Annotated in this window: 19 protein-coding genes; 10 read left to right on the top strand and 9 right to left on the bottom strand. The window is 70.7% G+C overall.

Annotation, left to right across the window (positions count from 1 at the left end; translation table 11 throughout):
- Positions 1 to 15 precede the first annotated feature (15 nt).
- From KYX17_RS02370 to KYX17_RS02360, 3 genes are read right to left on the bottom strand one after another with little or no spacing between them, the layout of a single operon-like run.
- A complete protein-coding gene (locus KYX17_RS02370) occupies positions 16 to 894 on the bottom strand; it encodes a CPBP family intramembrane glutamic endopeptidase (protein ID WP_243224935.1) in 879 nt (292 codons plus the stop codon).
- A complete protein-coding gene (trmB, locus tag KYX17_RS02365) occupies positions 891 to 1,616 on the bottom strand; it encodes a tRNA (guanosine(46)-N7)-methyltransferase TrmB (protein WP_243224934.1) in 726 nt (241 codons plus the stop codon). The genes KYX17_RS02370 and trmB overlap by 4 nt, the downstream gene beginning before the upstream one ends.
- A 32-nt stretch (positions 1,617 to 1,648) precedes the next feature.
- Positions 1,649 to 2,482, bottom strand: a complete 834-nt coding sequence (locus tag KYX17_RS02360) for a DUF3097 domain-containing protein (RefSeq protein ID WP_243224933.1) — start codon at positions 2,480 to 2,482, stop codon at positions 1,649 to 1,651.
- A gap of 147 nt (positions 2,483 to 2,629) precedes the next feature.
- Here KYX17_RS02360 and KYX17_RS02355 point away from each other — a divergent pair, with 147 nt between their 5' ends.
- The 4 genes from KYX17_RS02355 to KYX17_RS02340 all read left to right on the top strand — a co-directional run bounded on the left by KYX17_RS02355 (position 2,630) and on the right by KYX17_RS02340 (position 6,753).
- Positions 2,630 to 4,636, top strand: a complete 2,007-nt coding sequence (locus KYX17_RS02355; protein WP_243224932.1) for a TPM domain-containing protein — start codon at positions 2,630 to 2,632, stop codon at positions 4,634 to 4,636.
- Between the two features lie 65 nt (positions 4,637 to 4,701).
- Positions 4,702 to 5,436, top strand: coding sequence for a PspA/IM30 family protein (locus KYX17_RS02350; RefSeq protein ID WP_243224931.1), 735 nt, complete (start codon positions 4,702 to 4,704; stop codon positions 5,434 to 5,436).
- 64 nt (positions 5,437 to 5,500) lie between these two features.
- Complete coding sequence (locus KYX17_RS02345; protein ID WP_243224930.1) at positions 5,501 to 6,304, top strand: arginase family protein; 804 nt, start codon at positions 5,501 to 5,503, stop codon at positions 6,302 to 6,304.
- Entirely contained in the window at positions 6,301 to 6,753 is a 453-nt protein-coding gene (locus KYX17_RS02340) for a Fe-S oxidoreductase (RefSeq protein ID WP_243224929.1), read from the top strand. Before KYX17_RS02345 ends, KYX17_RS02340 begins: the two co-directional genes overlap by 4 nt.
- 1 nt (position 6,754) lies before the next feature.
- On the opposite strand, the gene KYX17_RS02335 is transcribed toward KYX17_RS02340, so the two are convergent.
- From KYX17_RS02335 to KYX17_RS02325, 3 genes are read right to left on the bottom strand one after another with little or no spacing between them, the layout of a single operon-like run.
- Positions 6,755 to 7,228: an SIP domain-containing protein gene (locus KYX17_RS02335; protein ID WP_243224928.1), complete on the bottom strand. Its 474-nt coding sequence runs from the start codon at positions 7,226 to 7,228 to the stop codon at positions 6,755 to 6,757.
- 34 nt (positions 7,229 to 7,262) lie between these two features.
- A complete protein-coding gene (locus tag KYX17_RS02330) occupies positions 7,263 to 7,985 on the bottom strand; it encodes a tyrosine-protein phosphatase (RefSeq protein ID WP_243224927.1) in 723 nt (240 codons plus the stop codon).
- The gene (locus KYX17_RS02325) at positions 7,982 to 8,458 is read right to left on the bottom strand and encodes a carboxymuconolactone decarboxylase family protein (protein WP_243224926.1); all 477 of its coding nucleotides are present in this window, start codon (positions 8,456 to 8,458) and stop codon (positions 7,982 to 7,984) included. Before KYX17_RS02325 ends, KYX17_RS02330 begins: the two co-directional genes overlap by 4 nt.
- Before the next feature lie 160 nt (positions 8,459 to 8,618).
- On the opposite strand from KYX17_RS02325, the gene KYX17_RS02320 reads away from it, so the two are divergent.
- The 6 genes from KYX17_RS02320 (at position 8,619) to KYX17_RS02295 (ending at position 14,590) form a co-directional block, all read left to right on the top strand.
- Positions 8,619 to 9,536 carry an alpha/beta fold hydrolase gene (locus tag KYX17_RS02320; RefSeq protein WP_243224925.1) on the top strand — a complete coding sequence of 306 codons (918 nt, stop codon included), beginning with the start codon at positions 8,619 to 8,621 and terminating at the stop codon, positions 9,534 to 9,536.
- A gap of 94 nt (positions 9,537 to 9,630) precedes the next feature.
- Positions 9,631 to 11,148, top strand: a complete 1,518-nt coding sequence (locus KYX17_RS02315) for an ABC transporter substrate-binding protein (protein ID WP_243224924.1) — start codon at positions 9,631 to 9,633, stop codon at positions 11,146 to 11,148.
- Positions 11,149 to 11,155: 7 nt separating this feature from the next.
- The gene (locus KYX17_RS02310; protein WP_243224923.1) at positions 11,156 to 12,106 is read left to right on the top strand and encodes an ABC transporter permease; all 951 of its coding nucleotides are present in this window, start codon (positions 11,156 to 11,158) and stop codon (positions 12,104 to 12,106) included.
- The gene (locus tag KYX17_RS02305) at positions 12,103 to 12,972 is read left to right on the top strand and encodes an ABC transporter permease (RefSeq protein WP_243224922.1); all 870 of its coding nucleotides are present in this window, start codon (positions 12,103 to 12,105) and stop codon (positions 12,970 to 12,972) included. The genes KYX17_RS02310 and KYX17_RS02305 overlap by 4 nt, the downstream gene beginning before the upstream one ends.
- The gene (locus tag KYX17_RS02300; RefSeq protein ID WP_243224921.1) at positions 12,969 to 13,778 is read left to right on the top strand and encodes an ABC transporter ATP-binding protein; all 810 of its coding nucleotides are present in this window, start codon (positions 12,969 to 12,971) and stop codon (positions 13,776 to 13,778) included. Before KYX17_RS02305 ends, KYX17_RS02300 begins: the two co-directional genes overlap by 4 nt.
- On the top strand, positions 13,775 to 14,590 hold the full coding sequence (locus KYX17_RS02295; RefSeq protein ID WP_243224920.1) for an ABC transporter ATP-binding protein: 816 nt from the start codon (positions 13,775 to 13,777) through the stop codon (positions 14,588 to 14,590). The genes KYX17_RS02300 and KYX17_RS02295 overlap by 4 nt, the downstream gene beginning before the upstream one ends.
- A gap of 9 nt (positions 14,591 to 14,599) precedes the next feature.
- On the opposite strand, the gene KYX17_RS02290 is transcribed toward KYX17_RS02295, so the two are convergent.
- Genes KYX17_RS02290 through KYX17_RS02280 form a run of 3 tightly spaced genes read right to left on the bottom strand, consistent with a single transcriptional unit; the run spans position 14,600 to position 16,715 of the window.
- The gene (locus tag KYX17_RS02290; RefSeq protein ID WP_243224919.1) at positions 14,600 to 15,214 is read right to left on the bottom strand and encodes a GNAT family N-acetyltransferase; all 615 of its coding nucleotides are present in this window, start codon (positions 15,212 to 15,214) and stop codon (positions 14,600 to 14,602) included.
- Between the two features lie 4 nt (positions 15,215 to 15,218).
- Positions 15,219 to 15,929 (bottom strand): uracil-DNA glycosylase, encoded by a 711-nt coding sequence (locus KYX17_RS02285; protein WP_243224918.1) that lies wholly within the window; start codon positions 15,927 to 15,929, stop codon positions 15,219 to 15,221.
- Positions 15,930 to 15,932: 3 nt separating this feature from the next.
- Complete coding sequence (locus tag KYX17_RS02280; RefSeq protein ID WP_243224917.1) at positions 15,933 to 16,715, bottom strand: SDR family oxidoreductase; 783 nt, start codon at positions 16,713 to 16,715, stop codon at positions 15,933 to 15,935.
- Positions 16,716 to 16,745: the final 30 nt, after the last annotated feature.

The following is a 16,745-nucleotide window of genomic DNA, read 5'->3' as shown; positions in this document are numbered from 1 at the left end:
ACCGGGCACCAAACGCTAGACCAGGAAGATCGGCAGAAGCCCCGGGTTGTGCGCGTGCACGAGCACGGCGAAGACCACGGCGTCGAAGAGCAGGTGCACCGTGACGACGTAGGCGAGCGAGTGCGTCCGCAGGAAGATGAACCCCTGCAGCAGCGCGAACGGGATGGTCAGCACCGGACCCCAGGATCGGTAGCCCAGCTCCCACAGGAACGAGACGAACACCACGGCCTGCAGGATGTTCGCCGCGGCATCCGGAAAATGCCGGCACAGCAGCGCGAACACGGTGCAGATGAAGAACAGCTCGTCCCAGATGCCGACCGCGCCGACCCCGACGAACAGCCGGGCGATGAGGTCGGGTGTGTCCACAACGGGCCAATTCGCGTAGACGCCGCTGGTGATGAAGTAGAACGGCAGGATCAGCCAGCCGAGCACGAGGACGGCGACGAGCCAACCCCACTGCAGCCTCCCCCAGCGCTTGCCGGTGCGCCACGGGAAGGAGATCGCACGGTCCCGGTAGACGAACCGCGAGATGACGTACGGGACGAGCACAGCGCCGCCGAGGGCGAGCGTGAAGCGCAGCATCGCGAGGTTGTCGAGCTCCGCCGCGAGCGGGATGACGCTGACGATCAGCATCCCGATCGCGATCAGGGACAGATCGCGGGTGAGCGAGGGCGACCGGCCGACGAGCCGGGACGTCTCGCGCCGGCCGCCGGCTCGCACCTCGACGGATGCCGGTACGGTGCGCCCCTCGAGGACCCACGCGCCGCCCACCCCGGCCGCGAGCAGCAGCCAGCCGAGCCAGGGCCACTGGACGACGAAGAAAGCGGGGGCCGCCAGGCAGACGAGGGCCGCCGGCACCAGCGCCGTCCGCCAGGGCCCGGCCTCGGCGTTCATGAGCGCGGGACCCGCCGGTACACGAGATCGCGGATGTCGCGGCCCTTCCCCAGCCCCTTGCGCTCGAAGGCGGTCATGACCCTGCCGTCGAACCGGTCGGCCCAGTCCCCGTCGAAGGCGCGCTCGAAGAGCGGCTCGGCATCCAGCACCTCGCGCATCTGCAGCGCGTAGTCCTCCCAGTCGGTCGCGAGCCGCAGCAGCCCGCCGTCCGCGAGCGCACGCGCGGCGACGTGTCCGAAGCCTCCCCGGACGAGCCGCCGCTTGGTGTGCCTCTTCTTGTGCCACGGATCCGGGAAGAAGATCCACACCTCGGAGGCCGCTCCCTCGGGCAGGTAGGAGGACAGCACCTCGGGGGCATTGGCCTCGACGAGGCGCAGGTTCCGGGCGCCGGCGCTGTCGGCGTCCAGCATCGTGCGAGCAAGGCCCGCACGGAACACCTCCACGGCGAGGAAGTCGTCCTGCGGCCTCGAGGACGCGGCCGCGACGATCGCGTGACCCTGACCCGAGCCGATCTCCACGATCAGCGGCGCCGTCCGGCCGTATTCGGATGCCGGATCCAGCCGCGCATCGGGATGCACGCTGGTCCACGCGACGTCCCGAGGAACGTCGAGCAGGTAGCGCCCCGCGAGCTTCTGGAACGCCCGCTCCTGCGCGTCCGACATGCGCCCGCTGCGGCGGACGAAGGACACGGGCTCATCGCGGAACGTGCGGGGTTCGGGCATGGATCCAGGGTATCCGGGACGGAGCGCCCCGCTCACGGAGCGGTGACGAAGTCGATGAGCTCCTCCACCCGCCCGAGCAGCGACGGCTCGAGGTCGCGGTACGTGGTCACCTTGCTCAGGATCGCCTGCCAGGCGCGCGCGATGTCGGCCTGGTCCTCGTGCGGCCAGCCGAACGCCCGGCAGATGCCGACCTTCCACTCGACGCCGCGGGGGATCTCGGGCCACCGCGCGATTCCGAGCGCCTCGGGCTTCACGCACTGCCACACGTCGACGTAGGGGTGTCCCACGATGCGCACGTGCCGACCGTGCGGACCGCGCGCGACGGCCTCCGCGATGCGGGATTCCTTCGACCCGGGCACCAGATGGTCGACGAGCACGCCGTAGCGCCGCTTCGCGCTGGGCGGTTCGGCTGCGAGCAGGTCGTCCAGCAGGTCGACGCCCTGCAGATACTCGACGACCACGCCCTCCACCCGCAGATCCGCACCCCAGACCTTCTCCACGAGTTCAGCATCGTGCCGCCCCTCGACGAGGATGCGGCTGGGCAGGGCGATGCGCGCACGCTGATCGGCCACGGCGAACGATCCGGAGGCCGTGCGTCGCGGCCCATTCTCCTTCGGAGCCGGCGGCACCAGCTTCACGGGTTCGCCGTCGATCAGGAACCCACCGCCGAGCGGGAAGAGACGCCGGCGGCCGCGAAAGTCCTCGAGTTCGACGGTTCCGCTGCGGACGGCCGTGACGGCTCCGCAGAACCCGTCTTCCGCGACCTCGACGACGAGATCGATCTCGGCCGGAACCTGCGGCACCTTCTTCGCCGACCGCTCCCGCCATCCCGCCGCGAGCACATCGGAGCCGTACCTGTCGTCCATGCCTTCCAGGGTATGCGTCGCTCGGAGCGTTCCCGGCGACGACACAGAATGATTCCCTACAGTCGCTATCCTCGGCCCACCACAGTGAATAGACTCGTGCTCGACGGGGGCCGGGGTCTCCGCGGAGGGAGCAGAATGCGGTCTCGGATGACGATCGTCCTGGGGGCGATCGGGGCGGTCCTGCTGTCCGGTTCCGTCGCGTCGAGCGCCCTGGCCACGCCGCCTGTCACGCTGGATCCCGGGTTCGTCACGGATGACGCCGGAGTGCTGAGTCCCTCGGAGCTGGAGGCCGCTAACGCGCGTCTCGACACGCTGAGTCAAGCCGCAGGCGGCGACCTCTACGTCGTCATCGTCGACGAGTTCACCGATCCGTCGGACAGCGTGGGCTGGGCGAACGACACGGCGGTCGACAACGGACTCGCCGCGGACCAGTACCTGCTCGCCATCGCCACCGAGTCCCGCCAGTACGCCCTCTCGGTCGATGACGCGGGACCGCTCAGCGACAGCGAGATCGACGCGGTCGCGCAGGCGGTCGAGGACCGGCTGCGCGACGACGACTGGGACGGTGCGATCGTCGCCGCCGCCGACGCCTTCCCCGGCCCGTCGAACGCCGGCTGGGTCTTCCTGATCGTCCTTCTCGTGGCCGCCGTCGCCGCGCTCATCGTCTGGCTGGTCGTCCGCGCGCGGAAGAAGGCGCGCGGTGCGCAGCCCGCTGTGGCCGACCCGGACGACCCGTACTCGAGCATCAGCGACGCCGACCTGGAGCGTCAGGCCGGCAGTGCGCTGGTGGCCGCCGACGACGCCATCACGGCAAGCCGAGAGGAGCTCGGCTTCGCCGCCGCCCAGTTCGGCGAGGACTCCATCGCGCCGTTCACCCAGGTGGTGGAGAGCGCGAAGGCGAGGGTCGCCGAGGCGTTCGCGCTCAAGCAACAGCTCGATGACGAGATCGAGGACTCGGTCGAGCAGCGCCGCGCCTGGCACATCCAGATCATCGAGCTGTGCACGGCGGCCGACGAGCTGCTCGACGACAACATCGAAGCCTTCGAGGAGCTCCGCAAGCTCGAGGCGGACGCACCCGCCGCCCTGCAGCGCGTCGAGGTCCGGCGGGCACAGGTGCAGGATGCCGTGACCGCACTGCCCGCGGCGCTGACGACCCTGCGAAGCACCTACGCGGAAGCGGCGCTCAGCACGGTGGCGGACAACCCCGTCCAGGCCGCGGAGCGCCTCGCACTCGCGGACGCCGAGATCGCAGAGGCCCGCGGGCACCTCACGGCCGGCAAGCGCGGTGAGGCCGCGTTCTCGATCCGCACCGCCGAGCAGGCGATCATCCAAGCCGAGCAGCTCGCAACAGCGGTGAACACCCTCGGTTCGGGCCTCGCTTCGATCGAGGATCAGGCCAAGGCGCTCATCGCGGATCTCGAGGCCGACCTCGCCGCCGCCGCGCAGGCGCCGGACCCGCACGGGGCGCTGGCGCCGCTCGTCGCCGGCACACGGACCCGCGTGACGGAGTCCGCCGCGGCCCTCACCGGGACCGGCCGGGATCCGCAGCGCCTCGTCGACACGCTCACCGCGGTCAACACCGAGATCGACACCGCGCTGGCGCAGGTGCGGGATGCCGCGGAGCAGGCCCAGCGCACCGAGCGCGCGCTGAGCCAGCGCCTGCTGCAGGCGCAGTCCCAGCTCGCCGCGGCGAACGACTACCTCGCAACCCGTCGCGGTGCCATCGGTCCCACCGCACGCACCCGACTCGCCGAGGCGGATGCGGCGTACCGCGAGGCGGTCGCCGTCCGCGCCTCGGATCCCGCACGCGCCGTCGAACGCGCCACACGCGCCTACCATCTGGCCTCGGAGGCGATCTCCACGGCCGAGAGCGAGGTGCAGTCCTGGAGCCCGAGCGGGCCGTTCGGCACCGGCTACGGGACGCCCGGGCGCGGTTACGGCACCGACAGCGGGCTGGCGGGAGACATTCTCGGCGGCATCCTCGGCGGGCTCTTCGCCGGCGGTGGCGGAGGCGGCGGAGGCGGCTCCTGGAGCGGCGGGAGCAGCTGGCGCTCCAGCGGCGGCAGCAGCAGCCGCGGGCACCGTCCGTCCAGCTTCGGCGGCGGATCGCGCGGAGGCTCGCGCGGCGGACGATCCCGAGGCGGTCGCTTCTGACCCGGCATCCGCAGAATCCGCAGACCTGAACCTTCCAGACACCGTTCCAACCGAAAGGAAACACCATGGCCAAGCAGTCCATCTTCGGGCGCATCTCGACGCTCGTCCGGGCCAACATCAACGCGCTCCTCGACTCCGCCGAGGACCCGCAGAAGATGATCGATCAGCTCGTGCGCGACTACACCAACAGCATCGCGGACGCCGAGGCGGCGATCGCGGAGACGATCGGCAACCTCCGCCTGCTCGAGCGCGATCACGAGGAAGACCTCCAGGCCGCCAAGGACTGGGGCAACAAGGCGCTGGCCGCCAGCCGTAAGGCCGACGAGCTGCGCGCGGCGGGCAGCACGGCGGACGCCGACAAGTTCGACAGCCTCGCCAAGATCGCCCTGCAGCGCCAGATCGGCGAGGAGCGCGACGCCAAGGCGGCCGAGCCGACGATCGCGTCGCAGACCGAGATCGTCGAGAAGCTGAAGAGCGGCCTGAACGGCATGAAGGAGAAGCTCGAGCAGCTCAAGGCGAAGCGCAGCGAACTGCTCGCCCGCGCCAAGGTCGCCGAGGCGCAGACCAAGGTGCAGGACGCGGTCTCGTCGATCAACGTCCTCGACCCGACCAGCGAGCTGGGCCGCTTCGAGGACAAGGTGCGCCGCCAGGAGGCGCTCGCGCAGGGCAAGATCGAGCTGGCCGCGTCCAGCCTCGACGCCCAGTTCGAGAGCCTGGACGACCTCGGTGAGCTCACCGAGGTCGAGGCCCGGCTGGCCGAGCTCAAGGCCGGCGGCCCCCAGGGACAGCTCGAGTCCTGATTTCGCGCGGATGCCCCGGGACCCGGATCCCGGGGCATCCGTTCTCTGGTTCACGGAGGTCGTCATGGCCCACTTCCTCGTCGTCCCGCAGTGGCAGGGCTCCCCGGCTGCACGAGCGATGCTCCTCACCGACGGGGCGGCCGCGATCGCGGGAGATCTGCCCCGGGCCGCCACCACGGTCCTCGACGTCCCGCTCGAGGCGGGCGAGTCCCTCGGGACCGGCGTGCATCGGCTCAGCGCCCTGCAGCGCGTGCGTCAGCTCGTCCGCGATCATCTCGTCCCGGGCGCCGTGCTGATCGGCGGCGACTGCAGCATCACCGTCGCCGCGCTGGACGCCCTGCCCGAGGGCACCGACGACCTCGCCGTGCTGTGGTGCGACGCCCACCCCGATCTGCACACCCCCGATTCGTCCCCGTCCGGCGCGTTCTCCGGCATGGCGCTGCGCGCCGTGCTGGGTGAGGGCGAACCCCGGCTGGCGCTGTCTCCCGGAATCCCCGCGGATCGCGTCGTCGTGCTCGGTGCGCGCGCCGTCGACGAGGGCGAGGAGGAACCGCTCGGCCGCCTCACCGGCCTCTCCGCCGACGCGCTCGACGACCCCGACGCGCTCGCCGACGCGATCGCCGCGACGGGAGCCACCCGGGTGTGGGTGCACATCGACGTCGACGTGTTGGACCCCTCGGAGATCGCCGGGGTCTCCAGCCCCGCGCCGTTCGGCGTCGGCGCTGCCCCGCTGAGCGCTGCCCTGCGGCGTCTGCGGGAACGCGTGCCGCTCGCCGGCGCCACGATCGCCGGCTTCGCACCGCGATCTCCGGTGGACGCTGTCGACGACCTCGGCGCTCTCCTGCGCCTCGTGGGAGCCGTCGCGTGACGGCGGCGACAGACTGGCGCGCACAGGCGCAGGAGGTCTTGGAGCGCGGTCGTCGATTCGACCGCCGCATCCCCGCGTTCCTTCTGCGATCGCCGATCAGCCGCCTCGGATACTGGTGGGGCACCGCCGTCGGCTGGATCTGGGGTTCGCTGTGGAGCACGGGTCGCGTCGAGCGCCGTCACGGGCTCTGGGTGTTCCGCGGGATGCCGCGTTGGACGTTCAACCGCGGCGGGGTCTGCGCGGGCGGGTGCTTCCTCACCGGTGACCGCGCCCCGGACGACGCGATCCTCCGACACGAAGCCGTGCACAAGGCGCAGTGGCTGCGCTACGGGTTCCTGATGCCCGTGCTGTACCTGTTCGCAGGACGCGACCCGCTGCGCAACCGCTTCGAGATCGAGGCCGGCCTCGAGGACGGCAACTACGTGCCCCGCTCGCGGTCGCGGCGCTGATTCAGCGGTCGGAGGGAAGCAGCCCGAACTGCTCCGGCGCGTGGATCGACGAGGTCGGGACGTCCAGGGCGACCGTCAGGTGCTCCACGATGTCGGCCGTGCCGAGGTAGCCGCCGAGCAGCGTGACGGTCGTCGCCGCGCCGTCTTCGCAGAGCATCTCGTCCGCCCATGCGCAGGTCGCGCGGGACAGCGCCATGCCGGGAGTGCAGCCGCGCCCCGTGCCGGGAGCACCCGAACGGGAAGAACGCGCGAGCCACGTGACGGTCATCCGCGGCGGAGCCTGCACCCTGCCGATGCCGGATTCGTCAGCCACTTCGATGAAGATCCGGCCCGTCGCGCACAGCGGCAGCGCGGCCAGGAACATCTCGAGATCCGCGAGCGAGTTCTCGTCGGCCGTCACCAGGTGGTGGGAGCGCTGACGAGCCGCACGGCGCTCAGCGCGTGCGGACCGGTACTCGACGGAAGCGGTGCTCATGATTCCTCCATCGTATCACCGCATGAAGGGTTGCCTAACCTTCGTCGAAATCCGGCGTCACGAGCGCGGTCCGCAGCTGGGCCAGCTCGGCTTCCGTCATCCCCTGCTCGCGGAGATACTGCACCGTCGATCCCCATCGCTCGTCGATCGATGCGAGCAGCGCACGCATGACGGGAGCCGGGGACAGCGTCGCCAGGGCCACGACATGCTGGGCGTCGGGGTGCTGGGAGCGCAGGTATGCCGCGATGCGGCGGTTGCGTTCAGCGGGGAGCTGAGACTCCGTCAGCGCGTAGTCGGCGATGATCGCCTCGCGATCGGCGCCGACCGCGTCCAGGGCGAGGGCGACCGTCACCCCGGTCCGGTCCTTGCCAACCGTGCAGTGCACGAGCGTCCGCTGCCCGCGGGCGATGATGCGCAGCGCCTCCGCCAGCCGCGGCCCGCTCTGCTCCAGCAGGTGACGGTACAGCTCGTCCAGGCTGCTGTCCTCTTCGAAGAAGGACGCCACCGAACCGAGGAAGAGAGGCAGATGCGTGGTCTCGGGACCACGCACGGCCGACGGGTCCGCGGCGACCTCGTCGTCCGCGCGGAGATCGACGATGTGGTCGACGAGACCCGCCAGCGTGCGCGCCCCCTGCTCAGTCGCTCCGGAGAGGTTCGCCGACCTCAGCAGCCGGCCCGGGGCGATGCGGCCGCCGTCCGCCGGCATCCCTCCGACATCCCTGGCGTTCCAGACGCCGTCGACGACGAGGACGGTCATGCGGTCCCCTGGGCGCCGCGGGGCGGGACGGGGTAGCGTCCCGCGACGACGATGCGGTTGAACGCGTTGATCGAGACGCACGCCCAGCTCAGCGCGGCGTACTCCTTCTCGGTGAACACCCCGCCGACGCGGTCGTAGACGTCATCGGGAATCCCGTCCTCGTGGATGAACGTGAACGCCTCCGCGAGCTCCAGCGCGGCGCACTCGCGATCCGAGAACACGCCGCTCTCCCGCCAGGTGGGGATCTGGGTGAGCACGTCGGCGTCCAGCCCCGCGGCGAGCGCGCGGTCGACGTGAATGCGGGTGCAGTACGCGCAGCCGTTGAGCTGCGAGCAATGGATCATGACGATCTCCTTGAGGCGATCGTCGATGCCGTTGGCGGCGCAGATCTCGCCGACGGTCTTGGAGAAGGCATCCAGCGCCTGGTAGGCGGCCGGCTCGGTCCTGGACAGGTGCACGCGCGTCTCGGTCATGCCTCCAGCCTACGGCGCAACCGTCGCAGCGCACCGACCGCACTCGAATGCCGACTGACACGCATCTTCGCCACATGTTCACTAATTTGACAACCATAGGACCGAGGAGGCTTGTCATATCGCTCCGGCATTTCGTCGTGACGGTCGTGCAGAGCAGAATATGGACGTGCCGACCGACATCAGCGAGTTCCGCTATCTTCCCGCACAGGCCGAGGCCATCGGCGTCCGACCGCCGGCCGCCGAGCGCATCGGGTTCACGCTCTCCGGCGGACGCACGCTCAGCGCTCTGCGGTTCGGCGACGGCGATCCCCGCGTCGTCCTCCTGCACGGGGCCGGTCTCAACGCCCACACCTGGGACACCACGATCCTGCGACTCGGCGTTCCCGCACTGGCGATCGATCTCGCCGGCCACGGCGACTCCTCATGGCGCGACGACGTCGACTACTCGGCGCGCACCCTCGCCGCCGACATCGCCGAGGCGCTCCCGCACTGGTCGCATGCGCCCGTCGTCCTGGTGGGTCAGTCCCTCGGCGGCCTGACCGCCGCCGCGCTCGCGAGCGCTCACCCCGAGCTGGTGCGGGATGTGATCGTCGTCGACATCACACCTGGCATCGATGCCTCGGGGCCAGCCGCCCTGCGCGAGTTCTTCCGCGTCTCGGATTTCGCCGACCGCGACGAGCTCGTGGAACGGGCGCTCGCCTTCGGACTGGGCGGGTCGCGCGAGGACACCGAACGCGGGGTGTTCTTCAACTCGCGCATCCGCGAAGACGGTCGCGTGGAATGGAAGCATCACTTCGCGCACCTGGCCGCGCGGGTGTTCGCCGAGCCGCAGGGCGGATCCGCAGCCCCCGGTGCGGTCCTCAGCACGGACGGATGGGACGACCTGGCCGGCGTGTCGGCGCCCCTCACGCTGGTGCGCGCCACGCGCGGCTACGTCACGTCCGCGGACGCCGACGACTACCGGCGACGTCTCCCCCGGGCCGATCTCGTCGAGATCGACGCCACCCACAACGTCCAGGAGACCGCGCCCGACGTGCTCGCCGACCTCATCCGATCCCGCGTAAACGACGGAATGTGACCGCGCATTCCGTCGTTCCCCCATCCCGTACCGCCGCCACCCTAGGCTCGACCCACCCGGCACACCGCACTGCCGCCTGAGAGGACCCGCACTCATGTTCACCCGCACCCGACGGAGACTCACCGCCGTCACCGCCCTCGCCGCCGCAGCGATCGTCCTGAGCGCGTGCACCGGTGCCCCCGAGCCCACCGAGACCTCCGTCGGGGAGCCCGATCCCGACGCCACGCTCACCGTCGGTCTCGTCCTGGAGCCGACCAACCTCGACATCCGTCGCACATCGGGGGCGGCGCTCGAGCAGATCCTCATCGACAACATCTACGAGGGCCTGGTCACGCGCACACAGGACAACGAGATCGAGCCGCGCCTGGCCTCCGAGTACGAGGTGTCCGAAGACGGCCTGACCTACACGTTCACGCTGAACGAGGGCATCGTGTTCCACACCGGGGAGGCGCTCACCTCCGCCGACGTGGTCGCCTCCTACGAAGCGGTCCGCACCGACGAGACCCTTCAGGGGCATGACGACTTCGCGCAGGTGGCGTCGATCACGGCACCGGATGCCGCCACGGTCGTCATCACATTGACCGAACCCAACCAGAACTTCCTGTTCGCCCTCACCGGGCCCGGGGGCCTGGTGTTCCGCTCCGGCGACACGACGGACCTGCAGACGGCGGAGAACGGCACGGGGCCGTTCACCCTGACACGGTGGAGCAAGGGGTCCTCGATCACCTTCGCCCGCAACGACGCCTATTGGGGAGAAGCCGCCGGCGTCGCCGAGGTCGTCTTCGAGTACATCCCGGACTTCACCTCCGGAGTGAACGCGGCGCTGGACGGCAGCCTGGACGTGCTCACCGCTGTCGACCCGAACCTCGCCCCTCAGCTCGAGGATTCCGGCGACTTCACGCTGACCACCGGGCGCACGACCGACAAGGCGACCCTGGCGTTCAACAACGCCACCGCTCCCCTGGACGATGTCAGGGTCCGCGAGGCGCTGCGCCTGGCCATCGACCACGAGGCTCTCGTCGAGGCCGTCGGTGCGGGGCAGACGCTCTACGGCCCGATCCCCGAGCTCGACCCCGGTTACGAGGACCTCGCGGATGTCGCGCCGTACGATCCCGAGCGCGCCAGGGACCTGCTCGCCGAGGCCGGTCAGGAGGACCTCGAGCTCACGCTGACCATCCCGAACTTCTACGGCACCACGGTGCCCCAGGTGCTCATCAGCGACTTCGCCGAGGTGGGCGTCACGCTCGAGGTCGACTCCGTGGAGTTCGCGACCTGGCTCGAGGACGTCTACACCAACAAGGACTACGAGCTGAGTTTCGTGCTGCACGTCGAACCGCGCGACTTCGGCAACTTCGCAGACCCGACCTACTACTTCGGGTACGACAACCCGGAGGTCCAGTCGCTCTACACCGAGGCGCTCGCCGAGATCGACCCGGAGGCGTCCGCCGAGCTGCTCGCCGAGGCGGCCCGGATCGTGTCCGAGGATCACGCGGCCGACTGGTTGTACAACGGCGCGACGATCACGGCCCTGACCGCCGGGGTCTCGGGCTTCCCCGAGGACTCGATCAACTCCCGCATCAACCTCTCCGGCGTGACGGTCGCGGCCGACTGATCTCCGGATGCTGAGATACGCGCTCACACGAGGAGCCCTGCTGATCGCAGGGCTCCTCGTGTCGAGCGTGCTCATCTTCCTCACCCTGCGGGTCTTCCCGGGTGACGTCGCCCAGCTCATCGCCGGGACCCAGGCGAGCCCGGCCCAGGTCGAGCAGCTGCGTGAGTCCCTGGGGCTGAACCGCCCTCTGCCCACCCAGTACCTCGACTGGATCGGCGGGATCCTCCGTGGCGACCTCGGCACGTCGCTGCTCTCCGGCGCTTCGGTCGGCGAGGAGCTGGCGCTCAAGGCGCAGGTGACCGCGCCGCTCGGCATCCTGTCGCTCGTCATCGCCCTGCTGATCGCCGTGCCGTTCGGCATCCTGTCCGCTCTGCTGCGCGGCCGAGCCGCCGGGACCGGCCTGAGCGTCGCAGCTCAGGCGCTCGCAGCCGTCCCCGTCGTCTGGGCGGGCATGATGCTCATCGTCGTGTTCGCAGTGTGGCTCGGGTGGCTTCCGGCGCAGGGGTTCCCCCGTGACGGGTGGTCGGAACCGTGGCAGGCGATGCGCGCGCTGCTCCTCCCCGCCCTGACCATCGGGATCGTCGAGGGGGCGATGCTGCTGCGATTCGTCCGCAGCGCCACGCTTCAGGCAGCGGGGCAGGACTTCGTCCGCACCGCGGCCGCGAAGGGGCTCAGCCGGAACCGCGCTCTCATCCAGCACGGCATCCCGGCCGTCGGCCTGTCCATCATCACCGTGCTCGGACTCCAGGTCGCCGGGATCATCGTCGGATCCGTCGTCATCGAGCAGCTGTTCACGCTCCCCGGCATCGGGCGGATGCTCGTGGCGGACGTGGGCACGCGCGACCTCGTCAAGGTGCAGAGCGAACTGCTCGTCCTCACCGGCTTCGTGCTCGTCATCGGCTTCGTGGTCGATCTCGTCCACCACGTCGTCGATCCCCGGCAGAGGGAGACCGCATGACTCCGCGCTGGCTGCGCGCGCTGTGGGGCTCGGGCACCGGGCGCTTCGGCATCGTCGTCGCGCTGGTGATCGCCCTCACCGCCGTGGTCTCGTTGTTCTGGACGCCGTTCGACCCGCTGTCCACAGATCTCCGCGACCGCTGGGCGACCCCGAGCTGGCCGCACCTGCTCGGCACCGACGGGACGGGCCGCGACATCCTCAGCCTCATCATGGCCGGAGCGCGCACGACGGTGTTCGTGAGCGTGGGAGCGGCGATCGTCGCGACGGTCGTTGGCATCGCACTGGCCGCGCTGGGTGCGCTGACGGCGCGCTGGCTGCGCGAGACCGTCGCGGTGCTGGTCGACATCCTCATCGCCTTCCCCGTCCTGCTCATCGCGATGATGATCTCGTCCGTGTGGGGCGGGTCGCTCTGGGTCGTGATCTGGTCCGTCGGCATCGGCTTCGGCGTCAACATCGCGCGGGTGACCAGGCCGGAGCTGCGCCGCGTGCAGCAGAGCGACTTCGTGCTCGCCGGACGGGCCTCCGGCCTCACCCCGGCGCAGAACCTCGTGCAGCATCTCCTCCCGAACGTCGCCCCCGTGTTCATCGTCCAGTTGTCCTGGTCGATGGCCGTCGCGGTCCTGGCCGAAGCCGGTCTCAGCTACCTCGGCTTCGGCGCCAGCGTCGTCGAGCCGTCCTGGGGCATCCTCCTCGCCGATCTCCAGCGCTACATCGCCGTGCATCCGCTGTCCGTGGTCTGGCCTGGACTCGCGATCACCCTCACGGTGCTCGGGCTCAACCTGCTCGGCGACAGCCTGCGCGAGGCGACCGATCCGACCCTCGCGCACCGCTCCGCCGAGGTCCACACCCCGGAGGTGGTCGCATGACCGCGCCCGCGCACGCCGCTCTCGAGGTCACCGACCTCGTCGTCGAGATCGACGGCCGACGAGTGATCGACGGGATCTCCTTCCGGGTCGGTCCCGGCGAGCGCCTCGGACTGATCGGGGAATCCGGTTCGGGCAAATCCCTGACAGCACTCGCCGTCCTGGGACTCCTCCCCTCCGGCGCGACGGCGAACGGCAGCATCCGGTGGGGCGACACGGAGCTGATCGGCATGCCGGATCGGGAGCTGGCGGGTTACCGGGGCGACGACATCGGCATCGTCTTCCAGGAGCCCCGCACAGCGCTGAACCCGATCCGCACGGTCGGACGCCAGATCGCCGAGTCGTTGCGCATCCACACCGGGATCTCCCGCCGCGAGGCCGCCGCCCGCTCCGTGGAGGAGGCGGCCAGAGTCCGGCTGCCCGATCCCGCGTCGATCGTGAACCGCTATCCGCACCAGCTCTCGGGCGGTCAGCGCCAGCGGGTCGCGATCGCGATGGCCCTCGCCTGCCGACCGCGGCTGCTCATCGCCGACGAGCCCACCACGGCGCTCGACGTCACGATCCAGGCCGAGATCCTGGACCTGCTGCTGTCGCTCGTCGAGGACGAGGGCATGTCTCTCGTCTTCATCACCCATGATCTCGCGGTGCTCGCCCAGGTCGCCACGCACGGCGTGGTCCTCGAGCACGGCAGGATCGTGGAATCCGCCCCGGTCGCGACCCTGCTGAGCGCCCCGTCCTCCCCTATCACCCAGGGTCTGCTTCGCGATGCGACGGCGACGCTCTGGCGGCCGGACGGGGGACCGCGATGACCGGCGGACGCGACGATGTGCTGATCCGGGCCCGCGGACTGTCCCGCTCGTTCCCGGTGCCGAAGAGGAGCATGTTCGAGCGCTCGCGCACGACCACGGCCCTGCATCCGACGGACCTGGACGTCGCGGCCGGCTCCGCCGTCGGGATCATCGGCGAATCCGGATCCGGCAAGTCCACGCTGGTCCGACTCCTCCTCGGGCTCGACCGGCCCTCCGGCGGATCGATCGAGCTCGAGGGCAGGGCGGTGGATGCCGCCGCCTCCGCCCGATCGCTGCACTGGCTCCGGCGGCTCACGGGCCTGGTCTTCCAGGATCCCTACGCGTCGCTCGACCCTCGGATGAGCGCGGGACGGATCATCGCCGAGCCGCTGCGCGCTCTCGGCGTCCCGGGCGACCACCGCGCGCGCGTCCACGACGTCCTCAGTCGGGTGGGCCTGGAGCCGGAGATGGCGGAGCGGTATCCGCACGAGTTCTCCGGCGGCCAACGGCAGCGCATCGCGCTCGCGCGCGCGATCGTGCACCGCCCGCGGATCCTCGTCGGCGACGAGCCGATGTCGGCACTCGACGTCACTGTGCGCGCCCAGATCCTGCAGCTGCTCGCGGAGCTGCGCCTGAGCGAGCAGCTCACGCTGCTGCTCGTGTCTCACGACATCGGCGTCGTTCAGAATCTCTGCGACACGGTCGTGGTCATGAAGGACGGGCAGGTCGTCGAGCAGGGCGCGACCGACGAGGTGCTGCTGCGACCGCGTCAGGACTACACGCAGGCGCTCCTCGCGGCGATCCCCGTCATCCCGCGACCCGATGAGGCGTGAAGTTCGCGGTCACCTCGGCGAGCGCGATCCCCAGCGGCGGCCCCGGGGCCTGAGTTTGCGCTGCAGGTACACCGAGCCGATGGAGCGGCCGAACTTGTAGCCGACCCTGCCCATCCGACCGACCTCGACGAAACCGAGACGCCGGTGCAGCCGGATCGACGCCTCGGCGCTGCTGTCGCTGATGACCGCCATGATCTCGCGCAGCCCGATGGCTTCGCACGCGTCGATCAGCGCCTGCAGCAGCGCGGTCCCCAGTCCTTTCCCGCCCGCGCCGGGGCCGAGATAGATCGAGTCCTCCACCGTGTACCGATACGAGTTCTTGCCCTGCCAGGGCGACACCAGCGCGTAGCCGATGACGTTCCCCGACGGCGCGACGGCGACGAGGAACGGCAGACCGAGCTTCGAGAGGGTGGCGAACTTCTCCCGCCAGTACCGGTGCGAGCTGCCTTTGTCGTCGAACGTCACCACCGAGTTCGAGACGTAGTGGTTGTAGATCTCGCGCACGTCGGGCAGGTCGCGCGCGGTCGCAGGCCGGATCGTGTAGGCGAACACGTCCGGCTCGGGCTCCGGCTGCCGCAGATGCCGCGGGAGCCGGCGACGCCGATCCCCGGGTTCGAACTGCATGCGCTCAGCTTAGGGCGTGCTCTCCGGCGACCCGCCAGTCCACCGCCGAGGCTCCCTGCTGCTCGAGCAGCGCGTTCGCGCGCGAGAACGGCCGGGACCCGAAGAATCCTCTGTTGGCCGACAGCGGCGACGGGTGCGCCGAGGCGATCACGGGGGTGTCGGCGAGCATCGGCCGCAGACCCGCGGCATCCCGCCCCCACAGCACCGCCACGAGCGGACGGTCACGGGCAGCGAGCGTCCGGATGGCGAGCTCGGTGACCTGCTCCCAGCCCCAGCCGCGGTGCGACGCCGGCGCGCCTGGTCGCACCGTGAGCACGCGGTTCAGCAGCAGTACGCCCTGGTCGCTCCACGCCGTGAGGTCACCGTGCGGCGCCGGCGGAATGCCGAGATCGGACTCGCGTTCCTTGTAGATGTTTCCGAGGCTGCGCGGCAGCGGACGCACGAGGGGATCCACCGCGAACGACAGCCCGATCGGATGACCGGGGGTCGGATACGGGTCCTGGCCGGTGATGAGGACGCGCACGTCGGCGAGCGGCCGCTGGAACGCCCTCAGCACGTCGTGACCCGCGGGAAGGTACCCACGGCCGGCGGCCTGCTCGGCGCGCAGCCGATCCCCCAGGCCCGCGATGACGTCCGCGACCGGGGCGAGGGCGTCCGCCCAGCCGGGATCGATCAGGCCCTCGTCGGCGAGCTGGGACAGCGATCGCTGCGGCATCCGTCAGTCCTCGGTGCGAGGACGCAGCGGGCCCCGCGCGAGGATGTGCTGAGCGGACTGCGCGACGGGGCGCATCGTGACCAGGTCGAGGTTCACGTGCCTCGGGGCGTCGAGCGCGTAGGCGATGACGTCCGCGACGTCCGAGGCCCGCAGCGGCTCCTCGACGCCGGAGTAGACGGCGTCGGCGGCGACCTTGTCTCCACCGAGCCGGTTGAGCGTGAACTCCTCGGTGTGCACCATGCCGGGCGCGATCTCGACGACGCGGATCGGCTCGCCGTTGAGCTCCTGGCGCAGAGCCCGCACGAGCATCGCCTCGGCGGCCTTCGCCGCGTTGTAACCCCCGCCGCCCGGGTACGCCACCTGGGCGGCCGTCGACGTCACGAACACGGTGTCCGCGTGGCCGTCCTGCTCGGACGCGCGGCGCAGCAGCGGAAGGATGCCGGCGACGAGGCGCTGCGTGGCGAGGACGTTGACGTCGTACATCCACTGCCAGTCCTCGATCGCACCGTCCTCGACGCGGTCGGTGCCCCGCGCTCCGCCCGCGACCTGCACGAGCGCGTGGACGGGTCCGGAGGACTCGAGCTCGGACACGAGGGCGGCGACCGCCGCGGCGTCGGTGAGGTCGCACGAGATCGCCGAGGCTCCGGTCTCGGCCACGAGGGCGGCGAGACGGTCCTCACGGCGCGCGACGCCGACGACGTCCCAGCCGCGAGAGCGCAGTGCGCGCACAGTCGCCTCCCCGATCCCCGAGCTCGCACCGGTCACCACTGCACGCCTTGTCACCATGCCATCCACCGTACGACGTTTCCACCGGAT

Source organism: Microbacterium sp. CIAB417, from assembly GCF_022788845.1.
This window is presented reverse-complemented; position numbering and strand designations above follow the sequence as displayed.